The following is a 13,584-nucleotide window of genomic DNA, read 5'->3' as shown; positions in this document are numbered from 1 at the left end:
GCGGCGTCTTGCCGAGTTCGAGCGCGGTCGCGTCCGTCGCGGCCTGCAGCTGCGTTCGCTTCTGCAGTGCTAAATTACAATCTATTCCCATAAACACAGCCATGCTGAGCGACGGGCGGTCGCTGCAGTGACGATGGCGAAATTTCCACGCGCGTCTCTTCGGAAGAAAGAGCCGTCACGCACGACGATCTGGGCGATCAAATCAGGATGAATGTCTGATATTCACCGGCATCTGTCCGGATCAAAACGCTTTCGGATAGCAAAAATGATGAAATACGGAGACGTTTGCGGTCGGAAGACGGTTACGGTTGCGTGAAGAACGGACCGATGGCGGTGCCGGGCCGCGCGGCGCGGCGACGCGCCCCGGCCGGGAACAAGCGGCAAAATTGATTCCTAAGTATTCCCGAGAGAATTTCCCATTCGTCTCGGCCAGATGTGATGATTATGATACAGTTTGCGCCCCATCGCGATGATCCAATGCCGGTGATCGCGCCGAGATGGCTGGTCGATTGCGGCTGAAACGCGGTTTTCGTATGCCGAGAAGGCGGGAACGGCTCCGCGATATCTAAGAAATTCTCATGAATCGGGGGAACACGATGGTGGCGCTGCGCCGCGCTCTCTTGGTCACGACGGTTCTCGCGCATTGCACCGCGCCCGTCCTCGTCGGACCGGCGGCCGCCCAGAGTGGCCCGATCGCCCTCGAGCAGATCGACGTGGTCCCGGTCACCCCGGTCGCGGGCGCGGGCGGCCTGCGCCGCGCGGAGGGCGGCGCCCCCGTCGCCGCCGGCGGCGCCCTGCCGCTCGCCAAGGTCCCCTTCACGGTCGAGACCGTCTCGGCCCGCCAGATCGCGCAGGACCGCGCCACCCTCGATCCCACCTTCACGCTCGCCCGCACCACCCCGGGCGTCAGCCTCTCCGACGGCCAGGGCAACGGTTTCCGCCAGACCCTTACCTATCGCGGCTTCGACGCCTCGCCGGTCCAGGGCGCTCCCCAGGGCCTCGCCGTCTACCAGAACGGCACCCGCATCAACGAGGCCTTCGGCGACGTCGTCAACTGGGACCTGATCCCCTCCGTCGCCATCAACCGCATCGACATCGTCACCGGCAACCCGATCTTCGGCCTCAACGCGCTGGGCGGGGCGGTCAACGTCGAGATGAAGAACGGCTTCACCTGGCAGGGCCGCGAGGTCTCGGTGGCGGGCGGCTCGGACGGGCGCATCCTGGGCACCCTGCAGTACGGCGAGGTGGTCGGGCCGTGGAGCTTCTACTTCGCGGGCGAGGGGCTCAAGGACGACGGCTGGCGCTACAGGTCGCCCTCCGAGATCGGCCGGGTCTACGCCGATCTCGGCCACCGCAGCCTCGATTCCGAGTTCCACCTCATCGCCTCGGGCGCCAAGACCTTCTTCGGCGCCGCCGCGGCGACCCCGGTCGACCTGAGCCGCGCGGACGAGCGGGCGATCTTCACCAACCCGCAGACCACCGACACCGAGGTCGGGCAGATCCAGGTCACCGGGCGGGTCAGCCTGACGCCGGGCTGGGACCTGGCGGGCAACGCCTACCTGCGCCGCTTCAGCCAGCGCTACGTGGACGGCAACGACGGCAACTTCGAGAATTGCAGCACCCGCTCCAACTTCCGCGGCTTCCTCTGCTTCGAGGATGACGGGTTCACCGCCGCGCCCGGCCAGACCCAGGCCCAGTTCCGCAACCAGTTCCTGATCCTGGGACCGAACGGCGAGAGGGTTCCGTTCCGGGCGGGCATCCCGTACGGCACCCTCGACACGGTCAAGACCGAGGCGACCGGCTGGGGCGGCTCGCTCCAGGCCACCAACCGCGACCGCCTCCTCGATCACGGCAACACCTTCATCCTCGGCGGCAGCATCGACGTCGCCGATTACAGCTTCAAGTCCGCCAGCCTGCTCGGCCTCATCAACCCGGATCTGAGCGTCACCACCGACCCGCTCAACCTCACCTACGGGCTCGTCCCGGGCCTCGGCACCGGGCCCCTGCGCACCGCCGCCGCCCTCGGCATCGCTCCCAGCAGCGTGATCGGCTCCAACCTCTACATGGGCCTCTACGCCCTCGACACTTTCGACCTCACCGAGCAACTCTCGCTCACCGCCGGCGCCCGCCTGAACTTCGCCCGCATCGCGACCCGGGACCTGACCGGCTTCTCGCCCGACGTCACCGGCACCCACTACTACACCCGCGTCAACCCGGTTGCCGGCCTGACCTACAGGGTCGCGCCCTGGCTCAGCCTCTACGGCGGCTACTCCGAGTCCAACCGCGCTCCGACCCCGCTCGAACTCGCCTGCGCCAACCCGAACCGGCCCTGCCTGCTGCCCAACTCGCTGGTCGCCGACCCGCCGCTCAAGCAGGTCGAGGCCCAGACCTACGAGGCGGGCCTGCGCGGCGCGGTGCCGGACTTCTACGAGGGCGGGCTGCTGAGCTACAAGCTCGGCCTGTTCCGCACCGACCTGACCCACGACATCCTGCAGGTAGCGGTGCCGGGCAACGCGGCCCGGGGCTACTACGTGAACGTGCCGGCGACCCGGCGCCAGGGTGTGGAGGTGGCGGCGGAGTACGCGGCGGAGCGGGTGAGCCTCTATGCCAACTACGCGCTGATCGACGCGACCTTCCAGTTCCAGGGCGAGTTGTCGTCGCCCAACAACCCCCTGGCGAGCGGGGACGGGCTGATCCGGGTGCGTCCGGGCAACAAGGTTCCGCTGGTGCCCGAGCACCAGATCAAGGCGGGGTTCGAGGTCGCGGTGACGCCGGAGTGGCGGCTCGGGATGAACGTGGCGGCGTTCTCGTCGTCGTTTTTCCGGGGCGACGAGTCGAACCTGAACCGGAAGCTGGCGCCCTACGCGCTGGTGAACCTGACGACGAGCTATCAAGTGTCGCGGGAGGTGCAGCTGTTCGGTCTGGTGACGAACCTGACCAACACGCGGGTGGCGAATTTCGGGACGTTCATCGAGCCGAGCGCGGCCTTCGCGAACCGCTATGCGCTGACCGACCCGCGCAGCACGACCCTGCTGCAGCCGCTCTCGGTCTACGGCGGCATGCGCGTGACCTGGTGAGGAGCGCCGGGACGCGCGGCGATGGACGGGGTGCTGCTCGTCGACGGTCACCCGATCGTCCGCGACGCGCTGCGCGGGCTGCTGGAACCCATGGGGGCCACCGTCCTGACGGCCGGCAGCCCGGAGGAGGGCGAGCGCCTGGCCCGGGTGCATCGGCCGTCCCTCGTCGTCACCGACCTGGCCTTCCTGGGGGCGCCGCTCGGCGGGCTCGCCCTGATCCGGCGCCTGCTGCGCGAGCGCGATCCGGCCCCGCGCGTGCTGGTCTTCAGCCGGTGCGATGCGCCCGGCCTCGCCCCACTGGCCCTGCGCGCGGGCGCCCTCGGCTACGTGAGCAAGGCCGCGGGGCTCGCCGAGTTCGCCCGCGCCTATCGCCGGGTCCGCGCCGGCAAGGGCTACCTGACGGCCGACCTGGCCCTCGCCCTGGCCGCGCCCGCCCGGTCCGCGGACCCGCTCGACGGGCTGACGGGGCGCCAGCTGCGGATCCTGCGGCTCATGGCCGAGGGCCGCTCCCAGCGGCAGGCGGCAGAGGCGCTGCTGGTCAGCGCGAAGACCGTCTCGAACGAGGTGGCGGTGATCCGCGAGCGGGTCCGGGCCGGCGACCGGCCCGGGCTGGTCCGCTTCGCCCTGCGGCACCGGGAGGCGGTCGCGATCCGCCTCGCCGCCGATCCATGCTGACGGGCCGCCCCCGCGCCTTGCCGCCGCCGCGCCTTGCCGCCGCCGCGCCGGGCAACCACCTGGACGGTCGGTGGCCGGGCGGCCGCGCCGGACCCGCTCCCGCCGCCCGCAGCGCGGGAGATCGGCGTGAGTGAGTCGGATGAGATCGCGGTCTTCGTGGACGCGGATGCCTGTCCGGTGAAGGACGAGGTCTACCGCGTCGCGGCCCGCCACGGGCTGCGCGTCTTCGTGGTCGCCAACAGCTTCATCAACGTTCCCCGCGAGCCCTGGATCGAGCGCGTCGTGGTGCCCGGACGCCTCGACGCGGCGGACGACTGGATCGCTGAGCGGGCGGGCCCGCGCGCCGTCGTGGTCACGGCCGACGTGCCGCTCGCCGACCGCTGCGTGCGCTCCGGCGCGACGGTGCTCGCCCCCACCGGGAAGGCGTTCACGGAATCCTCGATCGGGATGGCCCTGGCGACCCGCAACCTGATGCAGGATCTGCGCGAGGCAGGCCTCGTCTCGGGCGGCCCGCGGCCCTTCTCCGCCAAGGATCGCTCGGCGTTCCTGGGCGCCCTCGACCGCGCCATCGTGCGGCTGCGCAGGGCCCGGGCGGGCTGAGGTCCCGCGGCCGCCGCGCGGGACGGCCTTGATCGGCATCAAGGCCCCGCCCCCTGCTGCGGCGCACACGGGTGGCGTCCGGCGCGGTCGCGGACCCGCCCGACTCGGCAGAACGGCGTGCGGCGCTTCTGCTTAGACTTCCGTCTTCGCATCATCGTCGCCGCCGAAGCGGTGACCGCTTCGGCGAATGATGCTCAGGATGGACGATCCCGATGCGTGCTGCCTTCCTCGCCCTCTGCTGTGCTCTCTCGGGGCTCGCCGGAGGGCACGCTCTCGCCTCTCCCTGCGCCGATCAGGTCGCCGCCCTGCAGCGCCGGCTCGACAGCCCGGGCGCCTTGCGCGTGGCGGGCCTCGAACCCGGCCACAGCCTGACCACGGGATCGAAGGCCCTGCCGCGACTCCTCCAGGGGACGCCGAGCGACCCGCAGCTGACGCCGACCCGGGAGCCGTCGCGGCGGCCCGGCTGCTGATCCAGGAGGCCCTGGCCGAGGATCGCGAGGGCAACCGGCGCGCCTGCGAGACCATCGTCACGGACGCCAAGCGCCTCATCGGGGCGCTGCCCTGAGAGGTCGTGATACGACAGCGGATCAATCGATCGGTGCTCGGCCTGCCTGGCTTGGCGCTGCCGCCACGGAGGGACGATGGGACCGCACGGGTGTGAGCGCCGCCGCGCCGCTACCCCCGCCCGTAGGGGTAGCACCGCGTCCGGTCGAGGTCGCGCCCGAGATGGGCGGCGAGCGTCCGGATCGCCGCCGCGTGCGCCACGTAGGGGTCGCGGTTGCCCTGCCCGACGATGATCGGGCAGGCATCCTCGCGCTGCGGCACCATGGCGGTGGCGAGCCCGCCGCCCTCCGGGTCGCGCAGGGTGTAGAAGCGCGGCATCGTGCGGGCGAGGTGCGCCTTGAGGCCGATCTCCCGCTCGATGAAGGGACCGGGCGGCGGCACGTAGGAGGCCCGGGCGCGGGCCTCCGCCTGCCGGAAGTGCTTCTCGACGGCGTGACCCATCAGGGCCGATTCGCGGATCGCCTCCGCCTCGGTCTCGATGCGGAACCAGGTCTTGCCCCCCTCGGCGTCGCAGACGAATTCCATCGCTCCTCACAGGCCGGCCACCTGCCGCCCGAGCTGACGGCGCGAGGCATGTTAACCCTGCCGGGCCTCGACCCCAAACGGCACCGCGTCGCGCCCCCGCGGCGCGGCCTCCTTGCGCCGCAGCGTGGCGCGCCCGCGCTCGGTGATCTGCCAGACCGCGAAGGTGCCGCCGATATGCGGACCGGCCTGCTCGCCCAGGAAGTGCAGGTGACCCTCGTTCTCCAGGGCGCAGAGCCGGCTGTGGTCGCCCGGCCAGGAGCGGTCGGGGTCGCGCTTCACCGAGATGCGGCCCTCCTCGGTGCGGGCGGCCTTCATGAGCAGGCGGCGCTCGTGATCGATCATCGCGTGTCCTCTCGCGCAGGGAGCGGGCCGGGGGCCCGCGGAGGTCCGGTCGCACCGGCGCCGAGGGCGGCCGCGTCCGACGGGCGGTGGAAAAGCGCCTTCCGCGCCCGGTCCAGGCGCGAAGACGCGGGGTGCCGCGGCGGGGCGCCCGATGTCGGCGGCCCTGCGGGCCGCGCGATCGCCCCCGCAGGGACGGCCGTGAGCCCGCACCGGCGGGCCGTGAGCCCGCACCGGCGGGCCGTCAGCCCGCGCTCGCGAGCACGCACCGGAGGTGCCGGGCGGGGGCTGCGAATGAAGCTAAGCAGTTTAATCCGCGAGGGCAAGCTGCCCGGCTCCTCGCGCGGCGCCGGCTCACGGCTCCCGCTCGGCCTCCTCGGCCTCCGGGGCGGGGGCCGGCGCGGGGAGCGGCGGGGCGGGCGGGCGCCAGGCCGGCTGCCCGCCGGGGCGGCGGGCCGTCGTCACGACCGGTCCCTCGGGGGCGAAGCGCACCGTCGTGGCGCCGTGGGCGGCCAGGAAGGCCCGGTCGAGGACGAGCCGCGCCGCGCAGCCCGGCGGCGCCGTCGCCCGCGCGATGACGATGTCGGCCCGGGCGCAATCCGCCTCGAAGGCGCGCTTGTCCCTGACCAGGGCGACCCGCCAGCCGTTGCGGGCGGTGGCGACGCAGCCCACCGCGTCGCAGCGCTCGGCCCGGGCGAGGCTCGGGTCGCCGCGCGGGCGGGCATCGCCGTCCGCGCGCAGCCATTGTTCCAGGCCGAAGGCCGGCGGCCGGCCGAGGCTGGCGAGGCGCCCGTCCGCCCCCCGCAGCGCCGCGCCCGCCCCCTCGCGATCGACGTAGAGGTCGGGCCGCTCGGCCCTGGCGGCGAGCGCGACGCCGACGAGGGCCGGCAGCACGCCGAGGACGCGCAGCCGCGGGCTCGGCAGGGTCAGGAGCAGGAGCGCGGCGGTGAGGAGCCCGAGCGCCCCCGCCCCGAAGGCCGGCACGATCACCACCGCGTGGTCGAAGCCCGCGATCCAGGCCGAGATGTCGAGCATGCCCCGCACCGCGAGGCCCATGGTCCACCAGACCGGCCGGTCGAGGGTGAAGGGGTAGGCGAGCATGCCGAGGACGGCGGCCGGCATCACCACCACCGAGACCAGGGGCAGGGTGAGGGCGTTGCCGACCACCCCGAAGGGCTGGATGTTCTGGAAGTGGTAGGTGGCGAAGGGGGCGGTCGCGACCTGGGCCACCAGCGTCGTCGCGAGCGTGCCGACCAGGGTGCCGGCGACCCAGGCGAGGGCGCGCCCGAGCGGCCCGGCCCCCGGCGCCGCGAAGAGCCGCCCGTCGAGGAGCCGCGCGCAGGCGACGAGGCCCGCCACCGCCGCGAAGGACATCTGGAAGCTCGGGCCGAGCAGCCCCTCGGGCTCGCGGGCGAGGGCGATCAGGGCCGCGAGGGCGAGGTTGCGCAGGGACAGGGCCGGCCGGTCGACCAGGATCGCCCCCAGCATGATCAGCGTCATGATCAGGGAGCGCTCGGCCGCGATGTCCCAGCCGGAGAAGACGCAGTAGCCGGTCACCCCGGCCATGCCGAGGCCGGCCGCGATCTTCTTGATCGGCCAGAACAGGGCGAGGCCCGGGACGAGGGCGAGGAGCGCCCGGGCGAGCCAGAACACCACCCCCGCCGCCAGCACCATGTGGAGCCCGGAGATCGACACGACGTGGTAGATCCCGGCCGCCCGCAGGCTGTCGTTGGTGGGCCCGTCGATGAGCCCGCGCTTGCCGGTGACGAGGGCCGCGGCGACCGCCCCGGCCTGGCCGCCATTGGCGTCGGTGATGCGCCGGGTCAGGGCGTTGCGGGCGTCGTCGATCGCGGCGGCGACGCGCAGCGAGAGGGGAGGCGGGGCGGGCGGCTCCCGCACCGCGATCGCGCCGAGGAGCGAGCCCACCGCGCCGATGCCGCGGAAATAGGCGTCGCGGGCGAAGTCGTAGCCGCCCGGCCGCGCCGGCTCCGGGGGCGGCAGCAGCCGCGCCTTCGCCTCGATGAAGTCGCCCGGCCGCAGCGGCGCGGCCTTGCGGTAGGACACGCGCACCCGCTCCGGCCGCTCCCCGGCGGGAAGGTCGCCGAGGCGCACCACCCGCACCACGAGCCGCGCGCCCTCCTCGCGCTCGTCGAGCCCCTCGACGAAGCCCGCGAGCGGCGCGACCAAGGTCCGGGCGAGGACCGGGGCCGCCACGTCCCCGATCCGGTAGGCCGCCGCCGAAAAGCCGCACAGGAAGGCGCAGAGCCCGAGGGCGCCCGCGCGCGAGGCCGGCCGGGCGCGCAGGCCGATCGCCGCGGCCGCGCTCAGGCCGGCCACGACGAGCGGCGCCGCCGGGGCGGGCGGCCCGTCCGCCCCCGCGAAGACCAGGAGGATGCCCGCCCCGAAGGCGACGGCGAGCCAGGGAAACAGGCGGCGCTGCGCCGCCTCCTCGGCGAGGCGGCGCGCCGTCCATGTCCCGATGCCCCGCGCGAGATCGCCGGGGCGGGCGACCGCCGCGAGCGCGGCGGCGCTCCGCACCGCGAGCCCGGTCCCCGCCTCTCCGCGCGCCATCGCCGCGCCCCGTGGATTTCTTAACGGCCGGTCGCGCGCATGCTACAGGACGGGTCGCCGACGGGTCGACCGGACCTATCTTCGCCCACCGGTCTCCGTCCCCACCTCCTGCTGACCGGTTCCCGTTGCTGATGTCCTCCGTCGTCACGCGCTTCGCCCCGTCGCCCACGGGCTTCCTCCACATCGGCGGAGGCCGCACGGCGCTGTTCAACTGGCTCTACGCCCGCAAGCACGGCGGCCGGATGCTCCTGCGCATCGAGGACACGGACCGCGAGCGCTCCACCGAGGCCGCCATCGAGGCCATCCTCGACGGCCTGTCCTGGCTCGGCCTCGACTGGGACGGGGACGTGATCTACCAGTTCGCCCGCGCGGCCCGGCACCGGGAGGTGGCCGAGGGCCTGCTCGCGGCGGGGCGGGCCTATCGCTGCTACGCGAGCCCCGAGGAACTCACCGAGATGCGCGAGGCGGCGCGCCGCGAGGGCCGCCCCCTGCGCTACGACGGCCGCTGGCGCGACCGCAACCCCTCCGAGGCCCCGCCCGGCGTCAGGCCGGTGATCCGCCTGCGCGCCCCCGTCGAGGGCGAGACCGTGGTCGAGGACGAGGTCCAGGGCCGCGTCGTCTGGCAGAACAAGGACCTCGACGACCTCGTGCTGCTGCGCTCGGACGGCACGCCGACCTACATGCTGGCCGTCGTGGTCGACGACCACGACATGGGCGTCACCCACGTGATCCGCGGCGACGACCACCTCACCAACGCGGCGCGGCAGACGCAGATCTACCACGCCCTCGGCTGGACCGTGCCGAGCATGTCGCACATCCCGCTGATCCACGGGCCGGACGGGGCGAAGCTGTCCAAGCGCCACGGGGCGCTCGGCGTCGACGCCTACCGGGGCCTCGGCTACCTGCCCGCGGCCCTGCGCAACTACCTCGTGCGGCTCGGCTGGAGCCACGGCGACCAGGAGGTGTTCTCCACCGAGGAGATGGTGGCGGCCTTCGACCTCAAGCAGATCGGGCGCTCGCCCGCCCGCTTCGACTTCGCCAAGCTGGAGAACCTGAACGGCCAGTACATCCGGGCGACGTCGGACGCCGATCTGGTGGCGGCGATCGAGGCGATCCTGCCGAGCCAGGGGCCGGCCCGCGGCCTCCCCGCCCGGTTCGACGACGCCCTGCGCGCGCGCTTCCTCGCCGCGATGCCGGGCCTCAAGGAGCGGGCCAAGACGCTGATCGAACTCCTCGACAGCGCCTACTACCTCTACGCCCCGCGCCCGCTCGCCCTCGACGAGCGCGCCGAGGGGCTCCTCGGCAATGGCGGGCGCGAGCGGCTCGCGGGCGTGCTGCCGCGGCTGGAGGCCCTGCCCGACTGGAGCGCCGCCTCGACCGAGCAGGCGGTGCGCGACTTCGCCGAGGCCGCCGCGGTGAAGCTCGGCCACGTCGCCCAGCCCCTGCGGGCCGCCCTGACCGGCCGCGCGACCTCGCCGGGCCTCTTCGACGTGATGGCGGTGCTCGGCCGGGAGGAGAGCCTCGGCCGCCTGCGGGACCAGGCCCGCGCGGCCTGATTCCTGCTTGGCCTGCCGGTTTTTCCTGCTTGGCCTGCCGGTTTTGGCATGCCAGTGCGCCGCGCCCCGAATCGGGCGCGGTCCCGACCCAGGCAACGGCGCCCGGCCCGGGCTCGCGGAGTTTATGAACAGCGCGTGAATTTTGTCACTCGGTTCGGGCGGTCCAGTTGAAGACGCTGCGTCGATCCGCTAACCCGGTCGGCGAGTGAGCACCTGCAGCAAAGTTCCCGCCGCCTCGCCCGCGCCCGCGAACCGCGCCGGTCCCGCGGCCCGTGCCCCGACGCTCATTCCGTTGATGAAAGGGTCCAAAACCCCATGAGCTTCCCCCACAGCACCCTCACGGTGAACGGCCGCCAGGTGGAGCTGCCGCAGAAGGACGGCACGATCGGACCGAGCGTCCTCGACATCGGCAAGCTCTACGGCCAGACCGGGATGTTCACCTACGACCCGGGCTTCACCTCCACGGCCTCGTGCGAGTCGAAGATCACCTACATCGACGGCGACGAGGGCATCCTCCTCTATCGCGGCTACCCGATCGAGCAGCTCGCCGAGCACGGCGACTTCCTGGAGACCTGCTATCTCCTGCTGTTTGGCGAGTTGCCGACCGCGGCCCAGAAGGCCGATTTCGACTACCGGGTCACGCGCCACACCATGGTGCATGACCAGATGAACCGCTTCTTCCAGGGCTTCCGCCGCGACGCGCACCCGATGGCCATCATGGTGGCCTGCGTCGGCGCCCTCTCGGCCTTCTACCACGACTCGACCGACATCTCGGACGAGAAGCAGCGCATGATCGCCTCCATGCGCATGATCGCCAAGATGCCGACCCTGGCGGCCATGGCCTACAAGTACTCCATCGGCCAGCCCTTCGTGTATCCGAAGAACGAGCTCGATTACACGTCGAACTTCCTGCGGATGTGCTTCGCGGTGCCGTGCGAGGAGTACCACGCCAACCCGGTGATGGCGCGCGCCCTCGACCGCATCTTCATCCTGCACGCGGATCACGAGCAGAACGCCTCGACCTCGACGGTGCGGCTGGCCGGCTCCTCGGGCGCCAACCCCTTCGCCTGCATCGCGGCCGGCATCGCCTGCCTGTGGGGTCCGGCCCATGGCGGCGCCAACGAGGCGGCGCTCAAGATGCTGGAGGAGATCGGCCGGCCCGAGCGCATCCCGGAATACATCGCCAAGGCCAAGGACAAGAACGACCCGTTCCGCCTGATGGGTTTCGGTCACCGGGTCTACAAGAACTACGACCCGCGCGCCCGCATCATGGCCAAGACCACCCACGAGGTGCTGGCCGAGCTCGGCATCAAGGACGACCCGCTGCTCGACGTGGCGGTCGAGCTGGAGCAGATCGCGCTCAAGGACGAGTACTTCATCGAGAAGAAGCTGTATCCGAACATCGACTTCTACTCGGGCATCACCCTGAAGGCGATGGGCTTCCCGACCTCGATGTTCACGGTGCTGTTCGCCCTGGCCCGCACGGTGGGCTGGATCGCGCAATGGGCCGAGATGATCGAGGATCCCTCGCAGAAGATCGGCCGCCCGCGCCAGCTCTATGTCGGGCCGCCCAAGCGCGAATACGTGTCGATCTCGCAGCGCGGCTGAGCGCGGCGCACTCCTGCCGGGCGGGCCGCGACCCGCCCGGCGGGGCGCGGGACCCTCACGCCGGCCCGCGCGCCGCCGCCAGCACGATCCGGGCGGCCGAGCGGCTCGGGTCGTCCCCGTCCGGCAGCCGCATGGCGGCGTCGAGGCGGCGCAGGGCCCGGTCCTGCGCCTCCCGGGCCGGCCCGCCCGCGAGCAGCGGCCCCAGCGCCTCCGCGAGGCGCTCCGCCCGGCAATCGCCCTGGATCAGCTCGGGGATGGCGTTCTCGCCGAGGATCAGGTTCGGCAGCACGATCGTCGGCACCTGGATCAGGCGGCGGACGATCACCTCCTCGATCTTCGGAACCCGGTAGGCCACCACCATCGGCACGCCCGCGAGCGCCAGTTCGAGGGTGACCGTGCCCGAGGCCGCCAGGGCCGCCCGCGCCCGGCGGAAGGTGGCGTGCTTGTCGGCCTCGCCCGCCACGAGGCGCGGCGTCACCGGCCAGGCGGCGGCCCGCGCCTCGATCAGGGCGCGGTGGCGCGCCACCGCCGGCAATTCGACCCGGAAGCGCGCCCCCTGCGCCCGCAGCCGCCCCAGGGTCGCCCCGAAGACCGGCATCAGCCGCTCGATCTCGGAGCGGCGCGACCCCGGCAGCACGGCGAGGACCGGCTCCTCGGCCCCGCGCGCGGCCGCCTCGGCCTCGTCCGGGCGCAGCTCCGCGAGGCGCTCGATCAGCGGGTGGCCCACATAGGTGCAGGCCGGGCCGCCGAGGCGGCGATGCGCCTCCGGCTCGAAGGGCAGCAGCGCCAGCACGTGATCGACGTAGGCGCGCATGGTCCTGGCCCGCCAGGGCCGCCACGCCCAGACGCTCGGGCTCACGTAATCGACGACGGCGAGCTCCGGCAGCCGGCGCCGCACCCGGCTCGCCACCGCGTGGGTGAAGCCCGGGCTGTCGATGATGACGAGCACGTCGGGCCGCGCCGCCACGCAGGCCCGCACCGTCTCGCGGATGCGCCGCATCAGCAGCCGGATCCGCGCCGCCACGGCGAGGTAGCCGATCACCGCGACGTCCTCCAGGGGGAAGAGGGAGGGCATGCCCTCCGCCGCCATGGCGTCGCCCCCGACCCCCGCGAGGGCGAGCGGCCCGGGCGCGGCCGCGCGCAGCGCCCGGATCAGCTTGGCGCCGAGCTGGTCGCCGGATTCCTCGCCCGCGACGAGCCAGATTCGCAGGGATCGCGTCACGCCGCCTCCAGGCCGATCAGGAACAGGCCGAGCGCGTCGGCGAGGGCGGCGGTCTCGCCGCGGTCGAGGATCAGCGTGTCGCCGGCGCCGACCGCGATCCCGGCGCAGCCGGCCGCCGCCGCCGCCCGCACCGTGCGCGGGCCCACCGCCGGCAAGTCGACCCGCAGGTCCTGCCCGCTCTTGGCGAGCTTGACCAGGACAAGGCCCGCGGGAGGGCGCCCGAGGCCGAGGGGGCGCCGCGCGAGGCCGCGGACGCGGGCGAGCATCCGGTCGGTGCCCTCCGGCCCCTCGACCGCCAGCACGCGCCGGCCCGCCACCGCGGCCGCCTGCCCGACATCGTGGGCGGCGAGGCTCGCGAGCAGCGCCCGGCCGGTCGCGACCGAGATCTCGGCGGCGGCGTCCGGCCGGCGCGCCCCGAGCGGGCCGGGCGGGGCCATCAACCCGGGGGCGAGTTCGTGCACGCCGAGGATGCGGTGCCCGTGCTCCTCCAGCAGCGCCAGCACGCCGCGCAGCAGGTGGTCGTCGCCCCCCTGCGCCAGGGAGCGCAGCTCGTCCCGGTTGCGCAGGGCCGCGAGCGTGTTGAGGAGGGCCGCCGGGCTCGGCCGGGACACCGCGCCCGCCAGGGTCACGCCCGAGGGCCGCCACGCGTCGAGGCGCGCCAGCGCGCCGCGCACGTCGAGGAGGTCGACGGTGGCGTGGGCGCGGCGCCGGGTCGCCGGGTCGGCGAAGCCGCGGATCGCCAGGATCCGGAAGGGGCGCCCCGCCGCGTCGAGGGCCGAGGCGACGAGGAGCGGGAGCCGTCCCGCGCCCGCCACGATCGCCACGGTGCCGCCCGCCATGGCGCGCC

At 73.4% G+C, this 13,584-nt stretch carries 11 protein-coding genes; 6 read left to right on the top strand and 5 right to left on the bottom strand.

Annotated features, from left to right (window positions below; translation table 11 throughout):
* The first annotated feature begins 596 nt into the window (after positions 1 to 596).
* The 4 genes from QA634_RS03310 (at position 597) to QA634_RS03295 (ending at position 4,822) form a co-directional block, all read left to right on the top strand.
* Positions 597 to 3,077: a TonB-dependent receptor gene (locus tag QA634_RS03310; protein WP_012330631.1), complete on the top strand. Its 2,481-nt coding sequence runs from the start codon at positions 597 to 599 to the stop codon at positions 3,075 to 3,077.
* Positions 3,078 to 3,098: 21 nt separating this feature from the next.
* Entirely contained in the window at positions 3,099 to 3,752 is a 654-nt protein-coding gene (locus QA634_RS03305; protein ID WP_012330630.1) for a response regulator transcription factor, read from the top strand.
* Between the two features lie 126 nt (positions 3,753 to 3,878).
* Entirely contained in the window at positions 3,879 to 4,352 is a 474-nt protein-coding gene (locus QA634_RS03300) for a YaiI/YqxD family protein (RefSeq protein WP_012330629.1), read from the top strand.
* A gap of 212 nt (positions 4,353 to 4,564) precedes the next feature.
* On the top strand, positions 4,565 to 4,822 hold the full coding sequence (locus QA634_RS03295; protein ID WP_018262661.1) for a hypothetical protein: 258 nt from the start codon (positions 4,565 to 4,567) through the stop codon (positions 4,820 to 4,822).
* Positions 4,823 to 5,027: 205 nt separating this feature from the next.
* Here QA634_RS03295 and QA634_RS03290 read toward each other — a convergent pair whose 3' ends face one another.
* The 3 genes from QA634_RS03290 to QA634_RS03280 all read right to left on the bottom strand — a co-directional run bounded on the left by QA634_RS03290 (position 5,028) and on the right by QA634_RS03280 (position 8,351).
* On the bottom strand, positions 5,028 to 5,441 hold the full coding sequence (locus QA634_RS03290) for a hypothetical protein (protein ID WP_012330628.1): 414 nt from the start codon (positions 5,439 to 5,441) through the stop codon (positions 5,028 to 5,030).
* Positions 5,442 to 5,492: 51 nt separating this feature from the next.
* Positions 5,493 to 5,783, bottom strand: a complete 291-nt coding sequence (locus QA634_RS03285) for a hypothetical protein (RefSeq protein WP_012330627.1) — start codon at positions 5,781 to 5,783, stop codon at positions 5,493 to 5,495.
* 351 nt (positions 5,784 to 6,134) lie between these two features.
* Positions 6,135 to 8,351, bottom strand: coding sequence for a ComEC/Rec2 family competence protein (locus tag QA634_RS03280; protein ID WP_012330626.1), 2,217 nt, complete (start codon positions 8,349 to 8,351; stop codon positions 6,135 to 6,137).
* A 128-nt stretch (positions 8,352 to 8,479) separates the two neighbouring features.
* Between QA634_RS03280 and gltX the strand changes: the two genes are divergently transcribed.
* Positions 8,480 to 9,907 (top strand): glutamate--tRNA ligase, encoded by a 1,428-nt coding sequence (gene gltX / locus QA634_RS03275; protein ID WP_210161185.1) that lies wholly within the window; start codon positions 8,480 to 8,482, stop codon positions 9,905 to 9,907.
* Positions 9,908 to 10,222: 315 nt separating this feature from the next.
* Complete coding sequence (gene gltA / locus QA634_RS03270; protein ID WP_012330624.1) at positions 10,223 to 11,515, top strand: citrate synthase; 1,293 nt, start codon at positions 10,223 to 10,225, stop codon at positions 11,513 to 11,515.
* Between the two features lie 55 nt (positions 11,516 to 11,570).
* Here gltA and lpxB read toward each other — a convergent pair whose 3' ends face one another.
* On the bottom strand, positions 11,571 to 12,737 hold the full coding sequence (gene lpxB, locus QA634_RS03265) for a lipid-A-disaccharide synthase (protein ID WP_012330623.1): 1,167 nt from the start codon (positions 12,735 to 12,737) through the stop codon (positions 11,571 to 11,573).
* Positions 12,734 to 13,576, bottom strand: coding sequence for an LpxI family protein (locus QA634_RS03260; protein WP_012330622.1), 843 nt, complete (start codon positions 13,574 to 13,576; stop codon positions 12,734 to 12,736). Before QA634_RS03260 ends, lpxB begins: the two co-directional genes overlap by 4 nt.
* Between the last annotated feature and the right edge of the window lie 8 nt (positions 13,577 to 13,584).

This window comes from Methylobacterium sp. CB376 (assembly GCF_029714205.1).
Lineage (GTDB): Bacteria > Pseudomonadota > Alphaproteobacteria > Rhizobiales > Beijerinckiaceae > Methylobacterium.
The sequence above is the reverse complement of the archived record's forward strand: the minus strand, read 5'-3'. Positions and strand labels throughout refer to the sequence as shown.